A 22,842-nucleotide genomic window follows, 5' to 3' on the forward strand; every position below is an offset into this window, starting at 1 on the left:
TGTTATAGTGATTATGTTCATCCATAAGAACGTTGTTCGGGACGCTAATATGGCCGGAGTCACAAGTCAACGGCCGGACGGAGGAGCACAAATGCCGCAGAAGGTGGACAACGCGGCCGACGGCGCCGCCGCCCCGGCCGAGTCCTCCGGCGTCAAGTCCGCGCGCCGGGCCGTCGACCTCATCGAGACGTTCGCGGCCAACGACGTCTGGCTGTCCCTGTCGGACCTGCACGCGCGGACGGGCTTTCCGCGCTCGTCGCTGCACGGCCTGCTGCGGACGCTGCTGGAAGCGGGCTGGCTGGAGGCGGACACCAACACCGCGCGCTACCGGCTGGGCGTCCGCGCGCTGATCTGCGGCACGGCCTACCTCGACCGCGACGCCGTCGTCCCGTTCGCCACCGAGGCGCTGGAACGCATCCGCGAGAAGACCGGCTTCACCGCGCACTTCGCGCGCCGCAACGGCACCGAGGTCGTCTACCTGGAGACGCGGGAGTCGCAGCGGTCGACACACCTGGTCTCCCGCGTCGGGCGCACGCTGCCCGCGCACGCGACCGCGCTGGGCAAGGCCCTGCTCGCCGAGCTGACGCACGACGAGATCGAGGCGCTGATGCCGCCGGTGCTGGCCGCGCTGACGCCGAACACGATCACCACGCTCGAAGCCCTGCACGAAGAGTGCGCGAAGACGCGCGAACGCGGGTACGCCGCCGAGGTCGAAGAGGGCACTCTCGGCGTCCGGTGCGTGGCCGCGGTGATCCCCTACCGCATCCCCGGCACCGACGCGATCAGCTGCTCGATGCCGATTTCCCAGGTGAGCGACGCCGACGCCCGCCGGGTCGGCGAGCTGCTCGCCGAGACCACCGCCGAGCTCGGGCAGCAGCTGCGCCGCGCCGGCATCCGTTGAGATCCCCCTCGGTGAAAGGAACCCCATGACGGACCAGCGCGTGCTCATCACCGGGTCGGCGGGCGTCGTCGGCACCCTGATGCGGCCCCGCCTGCGGCGCCCCGGCCGGGTGCTGCGCCTGCTCGACCTGGCCCCGCAGACGGCGTCGGACCCCGCCGAGGAAGTCGTGACGGCGTCGGTGACCGACCCGGCGGCGATGGCGGCGGCGTGCGAAGGCGTCGACGCGCTGATCCACCTGGGCGGGCACAGCCGCGAGAACTCGTGGGAAGCAACGCTGGACGTCAACATCAACGGAACGCACACGGTCCTGGAGGCGGCACGAGCCGCCGGGATCCAGCGCGTCATCCTGGCTTCCAGCAACCACGCGGTCGGCTTCCGCCGGGTCGACGAGGACCTCCCGGCGGATTCGTCGCCGCGCCCGGACACGTACTACGGCGTCTCCAAGGCGGCAATCGAGGCACTGGGCAGCCTGTACCACTCGCGGTTCGGGATGGACGTGATCGTCATCCGCATCGGCTCGTGCTTCGAAACGCCGTTGCCGCTGGGCCCGCGCGGCCTGACGACGTGGCTCTCCCCCGACGACGCGGCCCGGCTGTTCGAGGCCTGCCTGGCGGCGCCTTCGCCGGGGTACCGGCTGATCTGGGGCGTCTCGGACAACACGCGCCGGATCTACTCCCTCGCCGAAGCGGAGGCGCTGGGGTACCAGTCCCTGGACGACGCGGAGGTGTACGCCGACCAGCTGGCTTCCCAGCCGGCCCCGACGGGACCGGCGGCCGAGTACGTCGGCGGGCCGTTCTGCACCGCTCCCCTGGGCGTCTTCAACCCGCTCTGAGCACCAGGTCCGAGAGGGCCGACGGCGTGACCGCCATCCGGCCCGTGGTGTGCTGGTAGCGGCGGACGATGTCGCGGCACCGCGCCCGGCAGCCGGCCCGCCGCTCGGCGCGGAGCAGCGGATTGCGCCGCGGTGGCGGGAACGCCGATGCCAGGCGCGCGAGCAGCGCACGACGGTCCGCGCCCGCCGTGCGCAGCACCCAGTCGGTGCCGGGGTCGAGCGCGACAAGTGCCAGCGCGAGGTGCTCGACGCGGTGCTGACGTTCCCGGCGGGCCAGTGCGAGACGCAGCGAAGCCGCGTAGGCCGCTTGGACGTCCAGGCCGATCGGTGGCTTCGCGCGGGCACATCGCCGCCGGACCCGCGCGACCCCGAGTGGCAGGAGGGGTTCCCTGGCCGGCGGCCGGTCCGCCAGCTGGGCCGGCAGCGGGCCGAGATCGATGCCCAGTGCCGTGAACGCTTCCCGGTCGGCGGCCACGCCCGCGCCGTCGGGGGCCGCCAGGTGCACCGCCCGCTCGATCCCGGTGAGGCCGGACAGCGGCCCTTCCGTGAGCGCGAGCAGGAGGTGTTCGCTGCCGACGCGGCTGTGCCCGAACTCCCGTGCCAGCTCGGCGGCGCGGCGGAAAACCTGCCCGACCGCCGGATGGTCCCCGCCGAACATCAGCCCTCCCGGCCACGGTGCTTGCGGTGCACGGTCTGCTTGGTGACACCCAGCCGGTCGGCGATGTCCTGCCACGACCAGCCGGCCCGCCGGGCGGCCGCCACCTGCTCGGTCTCCAGCTGCTCGGCCAGGCGCCGCAGCCGCGCGACCGCCCGCAACGCGACGTCCGGGTCGGAGCTGCGCACGGTGTGCTCCAGATCCGCCATGAGACTCATTTCGTCAGCATATGCTGACACGCCGAGAGCGTCAACGCAGGTACTAGTACCTTCGCGGCTTCCCGTGCCGCGCGAGGCTCGCCAGGGTGCGGGACATGATCCTGAAATCCCGCCGGGCCCGGCGCTGGACCGTCGCCGTCGCGAGCGTGCTCGTCGTCGTGGTCGCCGGGGCGTACACCCTGCTCCAGGTCGCCGACTCGCGGACCTTCCAGTTCTTCGGCACGCTCGTGAACCGCGTCGAGACCACCGAAAAGATCGTCGCCCTCACCTTCGACGACGGGCCCGATCCCGCGGGGACTCAGGCGATCCTCGACACCCTCAAGAGCCGCGAGGTGCCCGCAACCTTCTTCCTCATCGGCCGGGACATCGCCGCCCACCCCGAGCCGACCAAGGACATCGCCGCCGCGGGACACGAAATCGGCAACCACAGCTTCAGCCACGAGCGCATGATCGGCGTGACACCCGCGTGGGTCGCCGACGAGGTCGAGGCCACCGACGCCCTCATCCGCACCACCGGCTACACCGGCCCGATCCACTTCCGCCCGCCGAACGGCAAGAAGCTCTTCGCCCTCCCCCGCTACCTCGCCGGGCACGGCAGGCTGACGATCACCTGGGACGTCGAGCCGGACTCGGCGGGCACCCCGGACGCGGCCACGATCATCGCGACGACCGAAGCCGGGGTACGGCCGGGATCGATCATCCTCCTGCACGCGATGTACCCCGCGCGCGAGCCGACCCGCCAGGCGCTCGGCCCGCTCCTCGACCGGCTCAAGCAGCGCGGCTTCCGGTTCGTGACCGTGTCCCAGCTGCTGGCAGCTCGACACTGACGACCCACTCGCCGTCACGCGGCCCGAACGACATCGCTCCCCCGGCAGCCGCGGCCTGCTCCGCGAGCCCGGCGAGCCCGTAACCACCGCTCGCGGACGGGTTCCCCTTGAGCGGGTTGCGCGCGGTGATCGTCACGGGGTCGCCTGCCACGACGGCGAACCTCAGCCGGACACCGGGACCGTTGTGCCGCAAGGCGTTCACCGCGGTCTCCGCGACGAACCGCTCGGCCAGCTCCCGCACCGGGCGCGGCAGCGCGGGCAGCACCGGGTCGCGGTCGAGCACCAGGCCCGCGGTGCGCAGCCGGGCCAGCACCTCGGCCAGGTCCGGGGCGCGCTCGGCGTCGTCGTGCAGGTCGTCGAGGGTGCGGCGGACCAGGGTGAGCGCGCCGCGCCCGGCGGCCAGCAGGGTGTCCAGGCGCGCGCGGTCGGCGTCGGTCAGGTTGCCGACCGCGCGCAGGGTTTCCGCCTGCACCAGCATGACGGCGGTGGTCTGGGCGAGCGTGTCGTGCAGCCGCCGGGCGGCGCGCTCGGCCCGGTCGGCCAGCGCGCGACGGCGTTCGGCGCCCAGCAGCCAGGCGACCGCGCAGATCGTCACCGCGAGGACCGTGCCGTCCAGCGGGCCCTTCGCCGGGAACACCGCGGCACCGACCACCAGCGCCGCCGACACCGCGAGCCACCGCTGGGGCGTGCTGTACAGGGCAAGCAGCACCGGCACGTACATGGTGTTGCGCGGCTGGTCGAGCAGCAGGTGCCCGGCCGTCGCGAGTGTCACGACGACCAGCACGGCGGCCGGGGCGCGGCGGGACCACAGCAGCGGGCCGAGCTGGACCACGCTGAGCGCGGCCGCGAGCCAGCCCTGCTGCGGCGTCCAGGCGCCACTGGCGAAGAACACCGCGGCCACCGCCGCCGTCGTGACGAGAGACTGACGCATGGGCCGACAGTAGAGTGAGGGCATGATCCGGGTGCAGGTCGTCGACGACCACGCGCTGGTGCGCGAGGGAATCGCGCTGATCCTGGCGGCCCAGCCGGACATCGACGTCGTCGCGCAGTACGCGAGCGGGCCGCAGCTGCTCGCCGCGTCGGGGGACGCCGACGTCGTGCTGCTCGACCTGTACCTGCCCGGCATGGACGGCCTGGAAGTCCTGCGCCGGCTGCCGTCACCGGCCCCGCGCGTGCTCATGCTGACGACGGTCGGCCGTCCCCGCGAGATCCGCGAAGCCCTGACCGCGGGCGCGGCGGGATTCGTGCTGAAGGACTCGTCCGGCGACGAACTGGCGGCAGCCGTCCGCGCCGCGCACCAGGGCGTCACGGCGCTGAGCCCCGCGGTGGCCGCGGCACTGAGCGCGGGCGGAACGTTGACACCGCGGGAACGGGACGTGCTGGACCTGCTCGGCGAAGGACTGTCCAATCGCGACATCGCGACCCGGCTGGGCCTGGCGGAGCGCACAGTGAAGGTGCACGTCGGCAACGTGCTGGCCAAGCTGGGGGTCACGAGCCGCACCCAGGCGGCGCTCGTGGCACGGGACCGCTGAGATGGACTGGCTGCCCGGCTGGTGCCTCGCCCACCTGGGAGCCGAGCCGTCCGAAGTGCTGTTCGAGCGACGGTCGCTGTCGGCGGTGACCGGGCTGCGGCTGACCGACGGCCGCGAGGTCGTGGTGAAGGCCCGGGAGGACGAGGGCCGGACCGCAGCCTGCGTCGCCGCGCAGGCCCGGCTGGCGGGGCGGGGATTCCCGTGCCCGCGACCGCTCACGCCGGTGCACCCGGCCGACACGATGGCCGTGCACGCGGAGGAATTCCTCCCCGGCGGCGCGCCGCTGCCGAGCGGCACCCCGGACGTCGCCGTGCGCTGCGCCCGGGTCTTCGCCCGGCTGATGGCCGAGCTGGCCGGCGTGGCGGTCCCGCCACCGCTGCCGAACCCGCGCTGGGCACGCTGGGACCACACCGGTCCCGGGTTGTGGCCGCCGATCGGCTTCCTCGACGCGCGCGACCAGAGTGCGGTGCCTGCCTTCATCGCCGAGACGGCAACGCGGGCACGCAAGCGTTTGCTGGCCACGGACCTGCCGAGCGTGCTGGGCCACGCCGACTTCGAAGCCCAGAACCTCCGCTGGCTCGGCGGGGAAATCCACGCGGTGGACGACTGGGACAGCCTGGCATGGCAGCCGGAGGCGGCACTGGCGGGCGCGGCCTCGGGGACGTTCGCCAGCATCTCGCCACCGACGCTGGCGCCGATCGAGAGTTCTGCCGCGTTCCTGGCGGCCTACCAGGAACTCCGCGGCCGCCGGTTCACCGCGGAGGAACAGGAGATCGCCTGGGCGGCGAGCCTGTGGCCCGCGCTGCACAACGCCCGCTGGGAGGCCCTCCACGGCGACCGTCCGGTGTGCGGAGAGGCGGTCCGCGCCCAGGCGGCCGAACGCCTGCGCCGGGCAAACGCCTGACCGGCGTCACGCGGCAAGCAACGAAATCCGGGCTTGTACATCGCGTGTACGGGCCCGGCCTACCGTCGCGGGCCATGTCGAACCAGTGGAAACTGCTCTCGCTCGGCGTGTTCGCCGCCCTCGCCGCCACCACGGCCACCGCGACCGACGCCGTCGCCGCGCCGAACACCTACTACGTCGACCAGGCCCTCGGCAGCGACAGCGCCGCCGGCACCCAGGCCGCGCCGTGGAAGTCCCTCGCCAAGGTCGGCGCGACCGAACTCAAGCCAGGGGACCGGGTGCTGCTGCGGCGCGGCCGGACCTGGACCGGCGGGCTGACCGTCCGCGGGAGCGGGTCGGCCACCGCGCCGGTGACCATCGGCGCCTACGGCGACGGTGCGCGGCCGATCGTTCAGGGCAACCAGGAAGCGTGCGTCAACCTCCCCGGCAACTACATCACCGTGCAGGATCTCCAGGTCGGTGTCGCGGCCGACGCCGGGCGCTGCTCCTGGGCCGGTGTCGAGGTCGGTGGCGACCACGACAAGGTGCTGTCGAACTACATCACCGGCGCCGGCGCGGGTGTCTACATCGCGCCGTCGGCCGACGGCACCGAGGTCACCCAGAACGACCTCGTCGACAACAACCACATGACCGTGGTGACCCCCGGCGGCAACGACGACTCCGGCGCGTTCGCGATCCTGGTGCAGGGCAACGGATCCGACATCGGCTGGAACCGGATCAGCGGGTCGATCGCGGTGAGCGAGGACTTCGGCGGGCTCGACGGCGCCGCCGTCGAGATCTTCTACGGCTCGGACAACGTCATCCACCACAACATCTCCGAGGACAACGAGTCCTTCACCGAGCTGGGCACCGACGCGAACGACCCGGACGGCGTGTCCCGCAACAACGTCTTCGAATACAACGCCGTCTTCGGCAGCAAGACCCGCGGCGGCATCGTGACGCGCGGCGCCCAGGACGGCAACGGCCCGGTCACCGGCACGATCTTCCGCAACAACTCGGTCCGGCTGAGCCACGCCGAGTCCGAGGGCTTCGTCTGCTACGGCGGCTGCACCAACCAGACGCTCAAGCTGACCCAGAACGTCATCCAGGCCGCGATGAAGGTCGGGTACGCCGACACCGGCTGGACGGCGACCGACCACAACGTCTTCTACGGCGGCCAGCGGCAGTTCACCCCGGGCGCCACGGACAAGGTCGCCGACCCGAAGTTCACCTCCGCCACCAACCTCATCCTCCGGACCGGCAGCCCCGCCATCGGCCTCGGCGTCACGAAGTACGCGGCCGTCGACGTCGACGGCAACCCGGTCGGCACCCGGATCGACGCGGGCGCCTACCAGTTCACCCCCTGACGTACCGGGTCAGCATCGCGACCATCTCGTCCTCGAGCCGCCGGGCGTCGATCGGGTCGGGCTCGGCCAGCAGGTCGTGGACGGCCAGCTCGACCGTCGCGATGACCAGGCGCGCCGCCGTGGCGGTGTCGGCGACCCGGACCTCGGGATGGTTCTCCAGCAGGTCGCGTGTGTGCTCGACCATGGCCCGCTTCACCTTCCCGACCCGTTCGAGCAGCTCGTTCGAGCGTGGCGCCTCTTCGAGCAGCATGCGCAGCAGGTGGGGGTCGTCGAGGTGCGCTTCGACCGCGAGCCGGACGAAGACGCGGAAGACGTCCTCGATCGACTCGGGCAGCGGGCCGGTCAGGACCTGCACCGCGGCCGCCGTGCCGTCGTCGAGGTGGCGGGTCAGCAGCTCGGCGAGGATGGCGTCCTTGTTCGGGAAGTACTGGTACAGCGAGCCGATGGAGATCCCGGCGCGCTCGGCGATGCGGTTGGTGGTGCCGGCGGCGTAGCCGTGCTCGGCGAAAACGTGAGCAGCCGCGGTCAGGATCCGCTGCCGGGTCAGCTCGGCGCGGACCTGTCGTGGCTGCTTGCGCGGCTGGATGCGGCGCTGGTCCGACGGCACGGAAGCCTCCAGGGAAAGCGAGTAGTCAAGACCTGAGTGATTGCTCATAATTGTGGCATGACCAGCACAAACACGCTCCACCGAGTCTCCATGACCGAGGTGCGGGCCCGGCTGGGCGACCCCGAGGCGACGATCGAGGCCAAGATCGGCGACCGCATCGACGCCCACGCCCGCCGCTTCATCGCGCACTCGCCGTTCCTGACGCTGGCGACGGCCGACGCGGCGGGCCGCGCCGACTGCTCGCCCCGCGGCGACTACCCCGGCTTCGTCAAGGTGCTCGACGAGCGCACCCTGGCCCTGCCCGACCGGCCCGGCAACAAGATCGCCGACTCCTTCCGCAACATCGCCGAGAACGACGGCGTCGGCCTGCTGTTCTTCGTCCCCGGCATGCGGGAAACCCTGCGCGTCAACGGAAGCGCGTACGTCACCGACGACCCGGACGTCCTCGCCCGGATGCGCACCGAGGCGAAGGCGCCGATGCTGGCGATCGTCGTCGACGTCGAGCAGGTGTACTTCCACTGCGGCCGCGCGTTGATCCGCTCGCGGCTGTGGGACCCGGCGAGCCAGGCACTCGCGGCGGAACTGCCCTCGGCGGGCGAAATCGCCGCGGAGAAGATGGGCCTCGAGCCTGCCCTGCTCGACCAGCTCCTCGAAGACGGCTACCGGAAGCTGTACTGACATGCAGAAAACCGTTCTGGAGCGCATCGAACGCCTCACCGAGGACGTCGTCTCGCTGGTCCTGCGCGGCGACGAAGGTCCCTTGGCGCCGTGGGAGCCGGGCGCCCACATCGACCTTGAGCTGCCGAACTGGCTGACCCGGCAGTACTCGCTGTGCGGCGATCCCGCCGACCTCTCTGCCTACCGGATCGCGGTCCGCCACGACCCGCTCAGCCGCGGCGGCTCGGAGTACGTCCACCTGTTCCTGCGGCCGGGCCGGACACTCTCGGTTTCGTTGCCGCGCAACCACTTCCCGCTCCGACCGGCGCCGGAGTACCTGTTCGTCGCGGGCGGCATCGGCATCACACCGATCGTGCCGATGCTGCGGGCCGCCGTCGCGTCCGGCGCCGCGGTGACGCTGGCGTATGCGGGCCGGTCGAGGCCGTTCGCCGAGGAACTGGTGGCCACGTACGGGGACCGCGTCCGGCTCGGCCGTCCGGACCTCGCCGCCCTGGCGGCGGAGTTCCCGGCCGCGGAGGTCTACTGCTGCGGCCCGGCGTCGATGGTGACCGAGGCCGAGGCGGTGTTCCCGCGGGTGCACACCGAACGGTTCGAGCCCACCCGGCGGACGTTCGGGCCGGACACGGCGTTCGAGGTGGTGTGTGCCCGGTCCGGCGGCACGATCGCGGTACCGGCCGACGAATCGCTGCTCGACGCGCTGAACCACGCCGGGCGCGCGGTGCCGTCCGCGTGCCGGGAAGGGGTGTGCGGCAGCTGCGAAGTCGCCGTGCTGGCGGGTGAACCCGAGCACCGCGACGACATCGGCGCCCCGGACGGCCGCATGTACCCGTGCGTCTCCCGGGCACTGTCCCCGCGGCTGGTGCTGGACGTCTGACTGTCTGGCTACTGCCCGACGCGGCCGTCAATCCGCTCGCGCAGCAGGTCGGCGTGCCCGTTGTGGCGGGCGTACTCCTCGATCATGTGGACGAGGACCTCCCGCAACGGCGTGCCGTCCTCGTCCTTGCCCCGGATACCGAGATCGGGCGCTTCGGCGACGAACCGCTCGGCGAACTCCACTTCGGCCCGCCAGGTCGCCCAGGCTTCCTCGACCATGGCCGGATCGGCCACGACGTCGTCGAAGTCGGCGTCCGAGTTGTCCTCGGTGCGGAAGTGCGGCGGAGTCTTCTCCCCGGCCATGACCTCGCGGAACCAGAACCGCTCCATCTCGGCCAGGTGCCGGACCAGGCCGAGCAGCGAGAGGTTCGACGGCTCGACCGAGCGCCGCGCCATCCCCTCGGCGTCGAGGTCACGGCACTTCAGCTGCAGGGTGAGCCGCCGGTCGTGCAGGTACCCGACGAGAATCCCGCGTTCGGAGTTCTCGAACCCGCCGTCGGAGCGAGGATCGTCGCCGGGAGGCACGAACATGTCCCACCAGCCGAAGGTCCGGGCGGGCTGCGCTGCGTCGCTCATGCCCGGATCATCACGGTCCCCCGCACCCGGCGCCACCGATTTTCCGGGCCCGGACGGGCATCACGCGTGATCAGAGGGGCATCACTCGTGATTGGCGGGGCATCGAGGCTGATGCCCCGCCAATCACGCATGATGCCCGCCGGATCACGCGTGATGCCCCTTTCGTCACGTGGTGACGTGGGTCAAGGTGACCCGGATTTTCGGGGGACCGCTGCCGTCGCCGGGGCCCGGGCGGGACTGGTCGACGCCGCCGCGGGCGACGCGGTCCAGGACCGCCAGGCCCTGGTCGTCGATGCTGCCGAACACCGTGTACTCCGGCGGGATCGTCGTGTCGCCGTAGACCAGGAAGAACTGGGAGCCGCCGGTGTCCGGCTCGGCCGTCTTGGCCATCGCCAGGATGCCCCGGCCGTAGGTCAGGCCGGGGAACACCTCGTCGCGGATCGTGTAGCCCGGCCCGCCGGTTCCGTCGCCTGCCGGGTCGCCGCACTGGAGCATCTGCAGGCCCGGCGTCACCGACAGCCGGTGGCACGACGTCCCGTCGTAGAACCCCTGCCGGACCAGGCTCAGGAAGCTGACCACCGTGCACGGCGCCAGCGCGCGGTCCAGCGTGAGCCCGATGTCGCCCGCGGTCGTCGTCAGCCGCACGCCTGCCGTGCCGGACGACGGTGCCGGGCCGTCCGGCGGGAGCGTCGCCTTCTTCGGCGCCGGCGTGACGGCGTCGGGGGTGAACGCGCACGTCACCGGGTTCGCCAGCGGCTTGGTCCGCGTCGGCAGCGGCACCCGCCCGCCCGGCACCGAGACCGGGGTGCTCGGCACCGCCGTCGTCGGGGTCACGAGCGTCGGCGGCCCGCCGGTCCAGGAGCCGGGGGCGACGGCCGCGCGGCCGTCCGGCTCACGCAGGAATCCGGGGTAGCCCCAGGCCAGGAAGGCCAGCACCATCACGATCACCACGACGACCGAGCCCGCGACGAGCACGGTGGCCGCCGAGGACAGCTTCTTCGGCGGCGCCGGCGGCTGCCACTGCGGGTACTGGTACGGCGGTCTGCCACCCGGCTCGCTCATCCACGCTCCCCCTTCGTCGGAGAGCCCCATTCTGCCGTCGCGACGGCTTCGGCGGGCGGAAACCGCCGATCACGGCAGGCCCCACGGCGGGGCGGCGCCGCCCGGCGCGACCGGCCGGACGCCGAAGTCCGGCTTGTCCCCCTTCCGGTACACGAACGCGTCCTCGCCGCGCCCGAGGTCCACCTGGACGTCGCCGTCCGGCAGGGTGCGCCAGCGGCGGGTGCGGCCACGCGCGTCCGTCACCACCAGTTCGCCGTCGATGCCCGGCCGCAGCACGCACGGCGCCCCGGCCTCGCTGTGCACCTTCAGCCACCGCGTCCGCCCGCCGGCACGCGACGCGCTGAGCAGGAACGCGCCTTCGGTGCGGAAGTCGCGCAGCGCGATGTCGCCCCACGACGGCGGCACCGCCGGGAAGAGCCGCAGCACCCCGCCCCAGCTCTGCACCAGCATGTCCTGCAACGACTTCGCCGCCGACAACGGCGTCTCGATGACCGGCCCGGACTCCTTGTACATCGTGTTCGGCTGGAGGTAGCGCCGCTGCAGCTCGCCGAGATAGAACGCGGCCTGCTCGCCCCGCAGCATCTGCGCCGAGATCGACGCGGCCCCGGTGAAGGTGTAACCCTGCAGCGCACCTTCGAAGCCGACCCAGTGGTTGAGCGACGTCTCGATGATCTGCCGGTGCTCCGGCTGCTCCCAGGTGACGTCGTAGAGCGGATAGATCTGCAGCAAGTGCGAATAGTGCCGATGCGACTTCGCGAACGGCACCCCGGCGCCGATCATGTAACCGTTGGCGTCGGCCGGGTAGTCCACCAGATTCGCCAGGACGTCCCGCCACTTCGCCGCGAGCGGATCACCGGGTGCCGTGTGCAGCAGCGTCTTGCAGCCCCAGCGGATGAGCGCGAGGTCGTAGTTGCAGTCCGGGGCGTTGACGCCGTACTCGGGCGAGAACGTCGGCGGCAGGTGCAGCTTCCCGTCCGCTCCCGGCGCGAGGAAGTGCAGGTAGTAGTTGATCGCCTTGCGCAGCAACGGGAACAGCGTGCCGTGCAGCATTCCCGCGTCCATCGTGTGCCGGTAGGACAGCCACACGTTGTGCAGCGCCCAGGTCAGGTTGCCGACCTCCGGGGTCGGCGTGTCCCGGCCCGGGATGCCGACCGGGTACCCGCTGGTGGCGTTGGCGACGCCGTTGCGCAGCGTCATGTCCGTCGTCCGCGGGATGCCCGCCGAATCGGCCTGGTACGGCGGCGCGACCTGGCTGGTCAGGTTGTCCCGGTACCTGTCCAGCGCGTAGCTGACCGCGTCCAGTTCCAGGTGGTTGGAGCCGTGGATGAGCCAGTATTCGAGCTGGACGTTGAGGTTCCACCAGGTTGCCGGCCACGGCGTGTTCTCCAGCCACGGCCCGCAGGTCGCCATCACCGGCGCCTCCCGCCGCGCCGCCGACGCCACCTTGTACAGCTGGATCCAGTAGAAGCTCTGCAGGCGACTGTCCGGAATGGACAGGAAGCTGCGCCGGTAGTAGTCGTGCCACCAGCGCCGGTGCTCGGACGTCAGCGCGCCGAACGGCAGCGCCCGGCGAACCGTGCCGAGTGCCCTCGCCACCGACGTCTTCTCCGGATGCGACCACGCGACGGACGTGTACAGCGTGCGCGTGCCGCCGCGCGTCACCTCCCGCCAGGCCGTCACGTGCTCGCCCCCGGCCAGCAGCGGCTGGACGGCCAGCTCGGCGTCCCCGCTGCTGGACCGCTGGACCGGCGGATTCGCCGTGTAGCCGTCCGGCGGCGGCTTGTTCCACACGGGATCGGCACGCGGACTGACCGCGACCGCCGGGTGGAACACCCACCGGAACCCGCGTTCTCCTTCACTGGGCCGGATTTCCACGGCGAGCAGCGACTGTCTGGTATGGACGATCGCACGCAGGCTCAGGCTGCCCGCCGTGGTGGTGATCGTCCCGGTCAGCTCGGCGTTCCACAGGTCCAGCCGCCAGTCGATCGCGGTGATCGTCCCGGCGGGTTCGAGCGTGAAGTACCCGATGGGCAGCCGCGCTAGCCCGAACAGCGAGCCGAACTCCGGCCGGTGGTCCTGCACCTGGCTGTGCTGGACGTTGAAGCGGAGCGCGTTGCTCCCCGGCTCGGCGTAGATGCCCGAGCCGAGGAAACCGTTGCCCAGGAACGGGCCCTCGTACCAGGTCTTCGGCAGCCGCCGCCACTGCAGGTCCGCGGTGGCCAGGAACGCCGCCCAGCCGAAGTCGTCGCTGCCCGGGACGTCGGCGTACGCGGGTGTCGCGATCCCGGCCGCCGCCAGCCCGGCGAGCATCGTCCTGCGGGTGATCTCCATTCGACCTCCTCGTCGGAAACGGATGTCAGCCCGGCAGCCCCCACGCCGGGGCGGAACCGAGTGCGGGGACGTCGCGCGGGCCGAAGTCCGGCCGCCCGCCCCGCGGGGTGACGACGGCGGTGCCGCCGCGGCGCAGCCCGATCGCGAGCCGACCGGGCCCGGCCGGCCGGACCGGCAGCCGCCTGCCGTGCTCGTCGCGGACGTCGACGTCCCCGGCGATGCCGTGCTGCAGCACCAGCGGCTCCCCCGCTTCGCTGTGCACACGGACGAATTCGGTGGTGCCGCCGCGGCGGGAGGCGTCCACGAGGAACGCGCCTTCCGCGCGCAGGCCCTGGATCGAGGCGTCACGCCAGGTCGCCGACACCGACGGGAAAACCTTGAGCACGCCACCGGATCCCTGCATCAGCATGTCCACAACGGACTGTGCGGCGGTGATCGGGCTTTCGATCGCGAAGTTCGAGCCCTCGCGGTACATGGTGTTGGCGGTCAGCTCGGTGTTGTCGACGACGTTGCGGTCGAGGAAGAACTTCAGGTAGCGCACCGCCTCCTCGGGCGCGTCCATCACCGAGCACATCGACGACGCGGCCGCGTAGCTGTAGCCGTGCCAGGCCTTCTGGTCGGCGACCCAGTGGTTGAACGTGCGGGTCATGACGTCCCGGTCGCTTACGCGGTCCCAGTTCTTCTCCCGCAACGGGTACAGCCACAGCAGGTGGGAGAAGTGCCGGTGCGACGCGGCCAGCGGCACGCCGTCGCCGATCAGCACGCCGTCGGCGGGATCTTCGTGGTACGGCACCAGTTTCGCACCGATCTCCTGCCAGATCGGGACGCGCGGTTCGTCGAGGCACAGGATCCGCGCCGAGTCGACGAGCGTGCGGGCCGCCCAGCGGATCAGGGACAGGTCGTAGGTGCAGTCGGGGGCGTCGGCGTATTCCGGCGACCGGGTCAGCGGCAGGTGCAGCAGCCCGTCCGGGCCGGTGAAGAGGAAGTGGCGGTAGAAGTTCAGTGCCTTGGCCAGCGTCGGGTACAGGACGTCGCGCAGCACGCGCCGGTCCATGTGGTGACGGTAGGCCAGCCACACGTTGTGCAGGCCCCACAGCAGGTTCCCGGTCTGGTCCGTTTTGGACGTCGTCCCGGGGACACCGACCGAGCGCGTGCCGCCGGGCCGCAGCCGCCAGTCACCGGGATGCGAAAGCGCGTAGGTGTCGCCGTCGCGGTAGGCCGGTGGCACGGACACTTCGAGGTTGGCGTGGTCGCGCCGGAACGTTTCGGTGACGGCGTCGAGTTCGGGGTGGTTGGTGCTGTTGACGATCGGGTAGGTGACCTGGACGTTGAGGTTCCACCAGACGGCGGTCCAGCTGTTGCCGACCTCGGGGAACCACGGTCCCCATTCGGACACCACCGGCCCCTCGGCCCGGGTGGCCGAGGCGATCTTGTACAGCTGGATCCAGTAGAACCGCTGGATCTGCTTGTCCGGCACCGAAACGAAGCTGCGCCGGTGGTAGTCGTTCCACCAGCGGCGGTGCCGGGCCAGCAGCGCGTCCGGGTGCACGGCCAGCGCGTGGCGGACGGCGGCGAGGGCGTCGGCGGTGTGCGTGGTGCCCGGGAAGCTGTAGGCGACGGTGGCGGCGAGCAGGCGCCGGGAGCCGATCGCGCGTTCCCGCCAGGCCGTGGTGTACCCGCCACCGGCGAGCATCGGCTGCGCGCAGTACCCGTCGGCGCTCTCGGGCGCGGGGTTCGCGACGTACTCCGGCGGCTTGCGGACGGTCCGGGTGGTCGCGGACTCCAGCGGCTGGAACGCCCAGGCCGCCCCGGCTTCACCCGCGCTCGGGGTCATCGAGACGAGCAGCACGCCGAGGTCGTTGTGCACGACCGCGGAGAAGGCGACCGAGCCCTGTGTGGTGGTGATGGTGCCGCCCAGCTCGGCGTTGTACAGGTCGAGCGTCCAGTCGACGGCGGTGATCGCGCCGGCGAAGGTGAGCGTGAGGTACCCGATCGGCAGCCGGGACAGGCCGATGCCTGCCTCCCACTGGATCCGCTGGTCCTGGACCTGCGTGTGGCTCAGCATGAACTTGAGGGTGTTCGGGGTCTTCCCGGCGTAGACCTGGGTGCCAAGGTAGCCGTTGGCGAGGAACGGGCCTTCCTGCCAGTTCTTCGGCAGCAGCCGCCAGACCATCCGCGCATCGGCGGCGACATCGCGGTGCGGATTCGCCGCGGCCAGCGCGGGCGGCGCGGCCCGCGACCACAGACCGCCGAACGCGGCCGCCCCCGCGACGACCGAGGCAGCGCGGAGCACCGTCCGCCGGGACACTGCTTCCATGAAGCGTCCTCCGAATTCATACTACGTTTCGGGCAGATCCTGCGGCGGCGTCCGGCCATACTTGCAGAGGAGTCCCCGAAACGCCAGAGGCCATCACCCGGAAAGCGGCAGAGACATCGGATGAATGCGGAAGGGCACGTCAGGGAAGCGGCGGCAGCGCCGGCGTGTCGAGCCAGCGGGTGAAGAACGCACCCAGCGAGCGACCGGCGTGTGCCTCGGCCGCGGCCACGAACTGCGCCGTCGTCACCAGCCCGTGCCGGTGCTCCCCCGCCCACGCCGTCAGCAGCGCGAAGAACGCCGGGTCACCCATCTCCGCGCGCAGCGCGTGCAGCGTCAGCCCGCCGCGCTTGTACACGCGCTCGTCGAACATCCGGGCCACGCCCGGGTCGGCGATGCGGACGTCGGCCGGCTTGGCCTTGATCCGGGTGTGCCAGTCGCGGGCCAGCGTCGCCGCCGCCGGGCCGCCGGACTCCTCGGACCACAGCCACTCCGCATAGGTCGCGAAGCCCTCGTTCAGCCAGATGTGGCGCCAGTCGGCCACGGTCAGGCTGTTGCCGAACCACTGGTGGGCCAGCTCGTGCACCACGAGCCGCTCGTGGGTGCGGCGGCCGTCGACGTGGTTGGCGCCGAAGATCGCCATGCCCTGTGCCTCGATCGGGTCGTCGAGGTCGTCGTCGGTGACCACGATGACGTACTCGCCGAACGGGTACGGCCCGAACAGCCGCTGCAGGAACTCCATCATCCGCGGCTGCCGCCCGAAGTCGCGGTCGAACGCCCGGCGCAGCCTCGGCGGGACGGCCGCGCGCTGCGGCACCGGCGAGCCGGTCAGCACGACCTCGTCGTAGCGGCCGATCTGGACGCTCATCAGGTACGTCGCCGTCGGCTCCGGCCGGTCGAACACCCACTTCGTCGTGCTGCCCCCGACCGACCGCTCGGCCAGGTTCCCGGTGACCGCGACCAGGTACGGCGACGCCGTCGTCACGCTCACCCGGTAGGACGCCTTGTCCGAGGGGTGGTCGTTGCACGGGAACCACGACGGCGCGCCGACCGGCTGGCTCGCCACGAGCGCGCCGTCGGTCAGCTCGTCCCAGCCGACGTCACCCCAGCGGCTGCCCACCGGGCTCGGGTTGCCGACGTAGTGCACCTCGACCGTGAACTCCGCGCCCGCGGGAATCGACTTCGCCGGCTTGACGTGCAGCTTCGCCCCGCGCTTGAGGTACTTGGCGGGCTTGCCGTCGACCAGCACGCGGTTGATCCGGAACTCGCCGAAGTCGAAGCTGGCCCGCGACAGCGCCTGCGTCGCCTCGGCCGTGATCGCCGCCGACGCCGAAAGCCGGTTGGGCGCGACCTTGTAGTCGAGGTTCAGGTCGTAGTGCCGGACCCGGTAGCCGCCGTTGCCGTGCGCGGGCAGGTAGGGGTCGCCGGAGGTGTCCGCGCCGGGGGCGGGGGCCTTCGCAATCACCCGTGGCGACCCTTTCGTCGTGCGTGCTGGAACCAGGCTCGCACGAACGGGTGAGTCCGGCGCGCCCGGTCCGGCTTTCGTTACTTGCCCGGCCAGGCGGAGATCGGGTTGCCGAGCCAGCGGGTGTCGGCGGGCACCTCGTCCCCGCGGGTCACCAGCGAGCCCGGGCCGACCGTGGTGCGGGCGCCGATGCCCGCGCCCGGCAGCACGATCCCGTGCGGGCCGAGCGTCGCGCCCTCGCCGAGGGTCACCCGCGACATGCTCATGATCCGGTCGTGGAACAGGTGCGTCTGGACGACGCAGCCGCGGTTGATCGTCGCGCCGTCGCCGAGTTCGACGAGGTCGGACTCGGGCAGCCAGTACGTCTCCAGCCAGACGCCGCGGCCGATCCTGACGCCCATCGTGCGCAGCCAGGCGGTCAGCAGCGGGGTGCCGCCGACCGAGCCGATCAGCCACGGCACCGCCAGCGCCTCGACGAAGGTGTCGGCCAGCTCGTTGCGCCAGACGAAGGAGCTCCACAGCGGGTGGTCGACCTCGCGGAACTTGCCGACCAGCAGCCACTTCATCACCGTCGCGGTCAGCGCGGCGACGATCCCGGCGGCCAGCAGGGCGGGCCCGGCCAGCAGCACGGCGACGCCGAAGCCGAACGCCGAGGCCGCCCACAGCAGGCCGAAGGCGACCGACACGGTCAGCGCGACCCCGCACATGACCGGGACGATCCGGCACAGCTCGACCAGCGCCCGCGCCGCCTTGAGGTGCAGCGCCGGGGTGTAGGTGCGGCTCGTGTCGGCCTCGCCGACCGCGCGGCGGACCGGCAGCGGCGGCATCCCGAGGTACGACGAGCCCTTCTTCGCCTTCAGCGGCGTCGACGACAGGACGCCGACCAGCCCGCGCTTCGGCACCGAGCGGCCGGGCGCGGTCATCCCCGAGTTGCCGAGGAACGCCTGCTTGCCGATCCGGGCCGGGGCGACGTGCAGCCAGCCGTGGCCCAGCTCGTAGGTGGCGACCATGGTGTCGTCGGCCAGGAACGCGCCACTGTCCACTTTGGTCATCTTCGGCAGGGCCAGCACGGTCGACGCCTCGACGTTGCGGCCCACCTTCGCGCCGAGCAGCCGCAGCCACACCGGCGTGAACAGGCTGGCGTACAACGGGAACAGGCCTTCGCGGGCCATGCTCATCAGGCGCTCGGTGGCCCAGACCTGCCACGCCACGCGGCCGTGCACGGGGTGGTAGCCCTCGACCATGCCGATGCTGAGCGAGCGGACGCCGGCCAGCACGAGCAGCATGTACGTGCCGAAGTACGCGAGGGTCGCGACGGGCACGAAGAGCAGCGCCTGCGTGAAGGCGGCCAGGAGCGTCGGGGCCCCGGCGACCGCGTAGCCCAGCACCGCGACGCCCGGCAGCGCGGCCAGGCCCGGCAGGAAGCCCAGGACCAGCGAAGAAGCGCCGTAGACGACGGCCCAGAAGTGCGACCGCGGCGGGCGGCTCGACGGCCACTTCAGCGCGTCGCGCTCCTCCTTGCCGACGCGGGTGGCGGGCGAACCGGCCCAGCGCTGCCCGGCCGGGACGGCGCCGCGGACGGTCGACCCGGCCGCGATCTCCGCGCCCTTGCCGATGCGGACGCCCGGGAACAGCGTGCTGCGCGCGCCGACACGGGCTTCGGCACCGACGCGGACCTTGCCGATGTGCACGACGTCGCCGTCGACCCAGTGGCCGGACAGGTCGACCTCGGGTTCGATCGCGGCACCGCGGCCCAGCTTGAGGAAGCCGGTGACCGGCGGCGGCGAGTGCAGGTCGACGTCCTTGCCGATCCGCGCGCCGAGCGCCTTGGCGTACGTCGTCATCCACGACGCACCGGCAACGCTGTCCGCGCCGGAGAACTCGGCGAGCTTCTCGGCCGTCCACAGTCGCAAGTGGACACTGCCGCCGCGCGGGTACGTGCCCGGCCGGACGCCGGACAGCAGGACGCGCGCGCCACCGGCGGCGACGGCGATCCGGCCCGCCGGGCTGAAGAGCACGGCCCAGCCCACGACGATCCAGGCCCAGTTCAGCGTCGGCGCCCAGGCGAACCCGAGCAGCGACAGGATGTTCGACAGCGCGGCGGCCAGCGTTGCCCAGCGCAGGCCGACGAGACCCATCAGCGGGACCATCAGCAGCGTCTGGATCACGCCGGCGCGGCGCTTGGTGGGCGTGATGTCCCGGCGTTCGGTGGCCTGGCCGCTCAGCGCGTCCAGCATCGCGGCCAGCGCGCCGAGTTTCGGGCAGGCGTAGATGTCGGCGACCGACACCTGCGGGTGCCGGGTGCGGATGCGGGCGACCACCTGCGCGGCGGTCAGGCTGCCGCCGCCGTGGGTGAAGAAGTCCGCCTTCGGGCTGTCGACCGACACGCCGAGGATTTCGGCCCAGCCTTCGGCGAGCCACGCCTCGGTCGGGGTCAGCCCGGAAGCCTCCACTGTGGACAGCGGCCACGGGAGGGCGGTGCGGTCGACCTTGCCGGACGTGCGCGTCGGCAGGTCGTCGACGACGGCGAGCAGCGGCACCAGCGCGGCCGGGAGGTGTTCACGCAGGCGCGTCGCGGCCTGGTCGTGGTCGAAGTCCTCGCTGCCCGGGACGACGTACCCGACGAGGACCTGGTTGCCCGCCTTGGTGCGGCGGATCGCGGCGGCCGCGCCCTGCACACCGGGCAGGGCCTGCAGCGCGGCGTCGACCTCGCCCAGCTCGATGCGGCGGCCGCCGAGCTTGACCTGCTCGTCGAGACGGCCGAGGAAGAGCAGGCCCTCCGGCTCGGCGCGGACCATGTCGCCGGAGCGGTAGGCGCGCTGCCAGCCCAGCGACGGCAGCGGCGCGAACTTCTCGGCGTCCTTGGCCGCGTCGAGGTAGCGGGCCAGGCCGACGCCGCCGATGACCAGCTCGCCGGTCTCGCCCATGGCAACCGGCTGGCCCTCGTCGTTGACGACGGCGAGCTGCCACCCGGCCAGCGGCAGGCCGATCCGGACCGGGCCTTCGCCGGTGAGCTGCGCGGCGCAGGCGACGACGGTGGCCTCGGTCGGGCCGTAGGTGTTCCAGACTTCGCGGCCTTCGACGGCGACGCGCTCGGCCAGCTCCGGCGGGCAGGCCTCGCCGCCGAAGATGAGCAGGCGGACGTCTTCGAGGGCGTCGGCGGGCCACAGCGCGGCCAGCGTCGGCACGGTCGAGACGACGGTGATGCGCTGCGCGACCAGCCACGGGCCGAGGTCGACGCCGGTGCGGACCAGCGCGCGGGGTGCCGGAACCAGGCAGGCGCCGTGCCGCCAGGCCAGCCACATCTCCTCGCAGGAGGCGTCGAAGGCGACGCTCAGCCCGGCCAGGACGCGGTCGCCGGGACCGATCGGCTCGTCGGCCAGGAACAGCCCGGCCTCGGCGTCGACGAAGGCGGCGGCGCTCGCGTGGGTGACCGCGACGCCCTTGGGCTTGCCGGTGGAGCCGGAGGTGAAGATGATCCAGGCGTCGTCGGCCGGGCCGGGACGGCCTTCGCGGCCGCCGGGCGTCGAGTGGACCTGGATCTTCCCGTCGGTCGCGACGGCCGCGACCTGGGCTTCTTCGAAGACCAGCTCGGCACGCTCGTCCGGGTCGTCGGCGTCGACCGGCACGTAGGCGGCGCCGACGGACAGGGTCGCGAGAATGGCGACGTACAGCTCGGCGGTGCCGGAGGAGATCCGGATGCCGACGCGGTCGCCGAGCCCGACGCCGTAGCTGCGCAGGCGCCGCCCGTAGCCGTCGATCTCCTCGAGCAGCCGCCGGTAGGTCAGGGTGGTGGTGCCGTCGTCGATCGCGGCGGCGTTCGGGTGCCGCTCGGCGGTGGCGGCGAGGATGTCGAGCAGCGTGCGCTCACCGGCACCGAGGCCGGACCAGAACAGGGCCCGATCGGCCTGCGTGACCTCGGGGGCGGAACCGCGGGGTTCGATGGTGACGGTCATCGGCCGCTCACCCCGGGCAGGACAAAACCATGGGCGCGCAAGCCCACCACTCACCTTTCGGGAGCCTCATCGGGCTTGCACTCCGGAATGAGGCGCCCGCAACGACCTTCCACCATACCCGCGGATCACCAAAAGATATCCACAGGGTCACGCTCGCGTGTCCGACCTCACGAAGATCGGGGCATCACGCGTGATCAGAGAGGCATCACCCGTGATTGGCGGGGCATCGAGGGTGATGCCCCGCCAATCACGCATGATGCCCGTGGAATCACGTGTGATGCCCGGAACGTCACCGGGTCCGGGCGGCTTTTCCGCCGGCCTTCGGCTTCGCCTTCTTTTCGCGGACCCGGACATTCACCCGGACGGGGCTGCCGGTGAAGCCGAACTGCTCGCGGAACTTGCGTTCGATGAACCGGCGGTAGCCCGCCTCGAGGAAGCCCGTGGTGAACAGCACCAGCGTCGGCGGGCGGATGCCCGCCTGGGTCGCGAACAGCACCTTCGGCTGCTTGCCGGAGCGGACCGGCGGCGGGGTCGCCGCGATGAGGTCGGACAGCCACGCGTTGAGCTGGCCGGTCGGCACCCGCTGGTCCCACGACTTCAGCGCCGTCCGCAGCGCCGGGGCGAGCTTGCGCACCGAACGGCCGGTCAGCGCCGAGATGTTGACCTTCTCCGCCCACGGCACGCGGACCAGGCCGCGGTCCAGCTCGCGGACCATCGCGTGCCGGCGGTCCTCGTCGACCAGGTCCCACTTGTTGAACGCCAGCACGCACGCGCGCCCGGCCTCGACGACCATGGTCAGCACCCGCAGGTCCTGTTCGGACAGCGGCTCGGCCGCGTCCAGCATCACGATCGCGACCTCGGCCGCGTCGATCGCGGTCTTGGTACGCAGCGAGGCGTAGTACTCCATGCCCGAGGCGAAGTTGACGCGCTTGCGCAGGCCCGCGGTGTCGACGAACCGCCAGGTCTCGCCGTCCAGCTCGACCAGCGAGTCGACCGGGTCGACGGTCGTGCCCGCCACCGAGTCGACGACCGAGCGCTGCTCGCCCGACAGCTTGTTGAGCAGGCTCGACTTGCCGACGTTCGGCTTGCCGACCAGCGCGACGCGCCGCGGCCCGGACGTCACCGGGCCGCCTTCGCGCGGCGACTCGGGCAGGGCCTTGAGGATGGCGTCGAGCAGGTCGCCGGAGCTGCGGCCGTGCAGCGCGCTGACCGGGTACGGCTCGCCGAGGCCCAGCGACCACAGCGACGCGGTGTCGGCGAGCAGCCGGTCGTCGTCGACCTTGTTCGCCGCCAGCAGCACCGGCTTCTTCGAGCGGCGCAGCACCTTGGAGACGGCTTCGTCGGTGGCGGTCGCGCCGACCGTCGCGTCGATCACCAGCAGCACCGCGTCGGCCGTCTGCATGGCCAGCTCGGCCTGCGCGGCGACGGCGGCCTGCAGGCCCGTCGCGTCCGGCTCCCAGCCGCCCGTGTCGACCAGGGTGAACTTGCGCCCGCCCCAGTAGGCGTCGTAGGCGACGCGGTCGCGGGTCACGCCCGGCACGTCCTGCACCACGGCTTCGCGACGGCCCAGGATGCGGTTGACCAGCGTCGACTTGCCCACGTTCGGGCGGCCGACGACGGCGAGGACCGGCTGCGACAGCGCGGCCTCCTCGGCCGCTTCCGCCGCCTCGATCTGCGCGTCGAGCGCGGCGAACTCGGTCTCGTCGGACCAGGTGCCGTCGACTTCGCCGACGCCTTCGTACTCTTCCATCGGAACCTATTTTCC

At 72.1% G+C, this 22,842-nt stretch carries 19 protein-coding genes; 8 read left to right on the forward strand and 11 right to left on the reverse strand.

Annotation, left to right across the window (positions count from 1 at the left end; genetic code table 11):
- Nucleotides 1–91: 91 nt before the first annotated feature.
- Nucleotides 92–901: an IclR family transcriptional regulator gene (locus tag ABJI51_RS38505; RefSeq protein WP_348956089.1), complete on the forward strand. Its 810-nt coding sequence runs from the start codon at nucleotides 92–94 to the stop codon at nucleotides 899–901.
- Nucleotides 902–926: 25 nt separating this feature from the next.
- Entirely contained in the window at nucleotides 927–1,733 is an 807-nt protein-coding gene (locus tag ABJI51_RS38510; RefSeq protein ID WP_348956090.1) for an NAD-dependent epimerase/dehydratase family protein, read from the forward strand.
- On the opposite strand, the gene ABJI51_RS38515 is transcribed toward ABJI51_RS38510, so the two are convergent.
- Together ABJI51_RS38515 and ABJI51_RS38520 are read right to left on the reverse strand one after the other, a co-directional pair.
- Complete coding sequence (locus ABJI51_RS38515; protein ID WP_348956091.1) at nucleotides 1,720–2,391, reverse strand: Clp protease N-terminal domain-containing protein; 672 nt, start codon at nucleotides 2,389–2,391, stop codon at nucleotides 1,720–1,722. The two genes, ABJI51_RS38510 and ABJI51_RS38515, sit on opposite strands and share 14 nt — an antisense overlap.
- Nucleotides 2,391–2,606: a helix-turn-helix domain-containing protein gene (locus ABJI51_RS38520; protein WP_348956092.1), complete on the reverse strand. Its 216-nt coding sequence runs from the start codon at nucleotides 2,604–2,606 to the stop codon at nucleotides 2,391–2,393. Before ABJI51_RS38520 ends, ABJI51_RS38515 begins: the two co-directional genes overlap by 1 nt.
- Nucleotides 2,607–2,701: 95 nt before the next feature.
- On the opposite strand from ABJI51_RS38520, the gene ABJI51_RS38525 reads away from it, so the two are divergent.
- A complete protein-coding gene (locus tag ABJI51_RS38525) occupies nucleotides 2,702–3,433 on the forward strand; it encodes a polysaccharide deacetylase family protein (RefSeq protein ID WP_348956093.1) in 732 nt (243 codons plus the stop codon).
- Here the strand turns inward: ABJI51_RS38525 and ABJI51_RS38530 are convergent.
- On the reverse strand, nucleotides 3,375–4,364 hold the full coding sequence (locus ABJI51_RS38530; protein WP_348956094.1) for a histidine kinase: 990 nt from the start codon (nucleotides 4,362–4,364) through the stop codon (nucleotides 3,375–3,377). The genes ABJI51_RS38525 and ABJI51_RS38530 overlap by 59 nt on opposite strands.
- Nucleotides 4,365–4,386: 22 nt before the next feature.
- Here ABJI51_RS38530 and ABJI51_RS38535 point away from each other — a divergent pair, with 22 nt between their 5' ends.
- From ABJI51_RS38535 to ABJI51_RS38545, 3 genes are all read left to right on the forward strand, one after another.
- Nucleotides 4,387–4,965: a LuxR C-terminal-related transcriptional regulator gene (locus tag ABJI51_RS38535; RefSeq protein ID WP_348956095.1), complete on the forward strand. Its 579-nt coding sequence runs from the start codon at nucleotides 4,387–4,389 to the stop codon at nucleotides 4,963–4,965.
- Between the two features lies 1 nt (nucleotide 4,966).
- Nucleotides 4,967–5,869 carry a phosphotransferase gene (locus tag ABJI51_RS38540; protein ID WP_348956096.1) on the forward strand — a complete coding sequence of 301 codons (903 nt, stop codon included), beginning with the start codon at nucleotides 4,967–4,969 and terminating at the stop codon, nucleotides 5,867–5,869.
- Nucleotides 5,870–5,943: 74 nt separating this feature from the next.
- Nucleotides 5,944–7,215: a right-handed parallel beta-helix repeat-containing protein gene (locus ABJI51_RS38545; protein ID WP_348956097.1), complete on the forward strand. Its 1,272-nt coding sequence runs from the start codon at nucleotides 5,944–5,946 to the stop codon at nucleotides 7,213–7,215.
- Here the strand turns inward: ABJI51_RS38545 and ABJI51_RS38550 are convergent.
- A complete protein-coding gene (locus ABJI51_RS38550; RefSeq protein ID WP_348956098.1) occupies nucleotides 7,205–7,822 on the reverse strand; it encodes a TetR/AcrR family transcriptional regulator in 618 nt (205 codons plus the stop codon). The two genes, ABJI51_RS38545 and ABJI51_RS38550, sit on opposite strands and share 11 nt — an antisense overlap.
- Before the next feature lie 57 nt (nucleotides 7,823–7,879).
- Here ABJI51_RS38550 and ABJI51_RS38555 point away from each other — a divergent pair, with 57 nt between their 5' ends.
- Both ABJI51_RS38555 and ABJI51_RS38560 read left to right on the forward strand, forming a co-directional pair.
- A complete protein-coding gene (locus ABJI51_RS38555) occupies nucleotides 7,880–8,500 on the forward strand; it encodes an MSMEG_1061 family FMN-dependent PPOX-type flavoprotein (RefSeq protein ID WP_348956099.1) in 621 nt (206 codons plus the stop codon).
- 1 nt (nucleotide 8,501) lies between these two features.
- Entirely contained in the window at nucleotides 8,502–9,374 is an 873-nt protein-coding gene (locus ABJI51_RS38560; RefSeq protein WP_348956100.1) for a PDR/VanB family oxidoreductase, read from the forward strand.
- An 8-nt stretch (nucleotides 9,375–9,382) separates the two neighbouring features.
- Here ABJI51_RS38560 and ABJI51_RS38565 read toward each other — a convergent pair whose 3' ends face one another.
- The 7 genes from ABJI51_RS38565 to der form a co-directional block, all read right to left on the reverse strand.
- On the reverse strand, nucleotides 9,383–9,949 hold the full coding sequence (locus tag ABJI51_RS38565) for a DinB family protein (protein ID WP_348956101.1): 567 nt from the start codon (nucleotides 9,947–9,949) through the stop codon (nucleotides 9,383–9,385).
- Nucleotides 9,950–10,114: 165 nt separating this feature from the next.
- The gene (locus ABJI51_RS38570) at nucleotides 10,115–11,011 is read right to left on the reverse strand and encodes a peptidylprolyl isomerase (RefSeq protein WP_348956102.1); all 897 of its coding nucleotides are present in this window, start codon (nucleotides 11,009–11,011) and stop codon (nucleotides 10,115–10,117) included.
- A gap of 69 nt (nucleotides 11,012–11,080) precedes the next feature.
- Nucleotides 11,081–13,342, reverse strand: coding sequence for a glycosyl hydrolase family 95 catalytic domain-containing protein (locus ABJI51_RS38575; protein WP_348956103.1), 2,262 nt, complete (start codon nucleotides 13,340–13,342; stop codon nucleotides 11,081–11,083).
- A 25-nt stretch (nucleotides 13,343–13,367) separates the two neighbouring features.
- On the reverse strand, nucleotides 13,368–15,659 hold the full coding sequence (locus ABJI51_RS38580) for a glycosyl hydrolase family 95 catalytic domain-containing protein (RefSeq protein ID WP_348956104.1): 2,292 nt from the start codon (nucleotides 15,657–15,659) through the stop codon (nucleotides 13,368–13,370).
- Between the two features lie 139 nt (nucleotides 15,660–15,798).
- The gene (locus ABJI51_RS38585) at nucleotides 15,799–17,121 is read right to left on the reverse strand and encodes a M1 family metallopeptidase (protein WP_348956105.1); all 1,323 of its coding nucleotides are present in this window, start codon (nucleotides 17,119–17,121) and stop codon (nucleotides 15,799–15,801) included.
- Between the two features lie 80 nt (nucleotides 17,122–17,201).
- Complete coding sequence (locus ABJI51_RS38590) at nucleotides 17,202–21,077, reverse strand: Pls/PosA family non-ribosomal peptide synthetase (RefSeq protein WP_348956106.1); 3,876 nt, start codon at nucleotides 21,075–21,077, stop codon at nucleotides 17,202–17,204.
- Nucleotides 21,078–21,366: 289 nt separating this feature from the next.
- Nucleotides 21,367–22,827: a ribosome biogenesis GTPase Der gene (gene der / locus ABJI51_RS38595; protein ID WP_348956107.1), complete on the reverse strand. Its 1,461-nt coding sequence runs from the start codon at nucleotides 22,825–22,827 to the stop codon at nucleotides 21,367–21,369.
- Between the last annotated feature and the right edge of the window lie 15 nt (nucleotides 22,828–22,842).

Origin of the sequence: Amycolatopsis melonis, from assembly GCF_040064235.1 — a bacterium.
GTDB lineage: Bacteria > Actinomycetota > Actinomycetes > Mycobacteriales > Pseudonocardiaceae > Amycolatopsis > Amycolatopsis melonis.

Excerpts from the sequence above, each read along its gene's own strand:
- ABJI51_RS38530 (WP_348956094.1), bottom strand. The coding sequence starts at position 4,364 with ATGCGTCAGTCTCTCGTCACGACGGCGGCGGTGGCCGCGGTGTTCTTC.
- ABJI51_RS38555 (WP_348956099.1), top strand. The coding sequence starts at position 7,880 with ATGACCAGCACAAACACGCTCCACCGAGTCTCCATGACCGAGGTGCGG.
- ABJI51_RS38535 (WP_348956095.1), top strand. The coding sequence starts at position 4,387 with ATGATCCGGGTGCAGGTCGTCGACGACCACGCGCTGGTGCGCGAGGGA.
- ABJI51_RS38580 (WP_348956104.1), bottom strand. The coding sequence starts at position 15,659 with ATGGAAGCAGTGTCCCGGCGGACGGTGCTCCGCGCTGCCTCGGTCGTC.
- ABJI51_RS38525 (WP_348956093.1), top strand. The coding sequence starts at position 2,702 with ATGATCCTGAAATCCCGCCGGGCCCGGCGCTGGACCGTCGCCGTCGCG.
- ABJI51_RS38515 (WP_348956091.1), bottom strand. The coding sequence starts at position 2,391 with ATGTTCGGCGGGGACCATCCGGCGGTCGGGCAGGTTTTCCGCCGCGCC.
- ABJI51_RS38545 (WP_348956097.1), top strand. The coding sequence starts at position 5,944 with ATGTCGAACCAGTGGAAACTGCTCTCGCTCGGCGTGTTCGCCGCCCTC.
- ABJI51_RS38510 (WP_348956090.1), top strand. The coding sequence starts at position 927 with ATGACGGACCAGCGCGTGCTCATCACCGGGTCGGCGGGCGTCGTCGGC.
- ABJI51_RS38570 (WP_348956102.1), bottom strand. The coding sequence starts at position 11,011 with ATGAGCGAGCCGGGTGGCAGACCGCCGTACCAGTACCCGCAGTGGCAG.
- ABJI51_RS38520 (WP_348956092.1), bottom strand. The coding sequence starts at position 2,606 with ATGAGTCTCATGGCGGATCTGGAGCACACCGTGCGCAGCTCCGACCCG.
- ABJI51_RS38590 (WP_348956106.1), bottom strand. The coding sequence starts at position 21,077 with ATGACCGTCACCATCGAACCCCGCGGTTCCGCCCCCGAGGTCACGCAG.
- ABJI51_RS38565 (WP_348956101.1), bottom strand. The coding sequence starts at position 9,949 with ATGAGCGACGCAGCGCAGCCCGCCCGGACCTTCGGCTGGTGGGACATG.
- ABJI51_RS38575 (WP_348956103.1), bottom strand. The coding sequence starts at position 13,342 with ATGGAGATCACCCGCAGGACGATGCTCGCCGGGCTGGCGGCGGCCGGG.
- der (WP_348956107.1), bottom strand. The coding sequence starts at position 22,827 with ATGGAAGAGTACGAAGGCGTCGGCGAAGTCGACGGCACCTGGTCCGAC.
- ABJI51_RS38540 (WP_348956096.1), top strand. The coding sequence starts at position 4,967 with ATGGACTGGCTGCCCGGCTGGTGCCTCGCCCACCTGGGAGCCGAGCCG.
- ABJI51_RS38560 (WP_348956100.1), top strand. The coding sequence starts at position 8,502 with ATGCAGAAAACCGTTCTGGAGCGCATCGAACGCCTCACCGAGGACGTC.
- ABJI51_RS38505 (WP_348956089.1), top strand. The coding sequence starts at position 92 with ATGCCGCAGAAGGTGGACAACGCGGCCGACGGCGCCGCCGCCCCGGCC.